This is a genomic window from Catenovulum sp. 2E275 (assembly GCF_025515275.1).
GTDB lineage: Bacteria > Pseudomonadota > Gammaproteobacteria > Enterobacterales > Alteromonadaceae > Catenovulum.
Map to the genome: position 1 here is coordinate 1 of NZ_JAOPFU010000137.1, position 392 is coordinate 392.

Sequence of the window (392 nt, forward strand, 5' to 3'; positions counted from 1 at the left end):
TGAAAGCTCTCACTGGTATATTGGCAACCTTGGTCTGAATGGAATATGACTTTTCCTTTGATATTTCGTTTCTGAGCCGCTAAGCGTAAAGCTCGTACTGTTAACTCTGAATTCGGTTTATCTGAACGCCCAGCTAATTACCCGACGAGAGCATAAGTCCATAACAATTGCGACATACAGCCAACCTTGTTGTGTACGGACAAATGTAATATCACCCGACCAATGTGTGTTTAACAACCCAGGATTAAACTGTCTATTCAGTGTATTAGGTGCAATTACAGACGCTTTGCCACCAACTGGATACTTGTGTTGTTTAGGCCGCTTGGCAATGAGCTTGAGTCGTTTCATAAAACGACGAACCTTATCAATCCCCAATTTAAAGCCCATATCCA

Annotated in this window: 1 protein-coding gene; it reads right to left on the reverse strand. The window is 42.1% G+C overall.

Annotated features, from left to right (window positions below):
• Positions 1–117: 117 nt before the first annotated feature.
• Positions 118–392: DDE-type integrase/transposase/recombinase (locus tag N7931_RS19420; RefSeq protein WP_410369367.1), on the reverse strand; the 275-nt coding region annotated here is incomplete at its 5' end.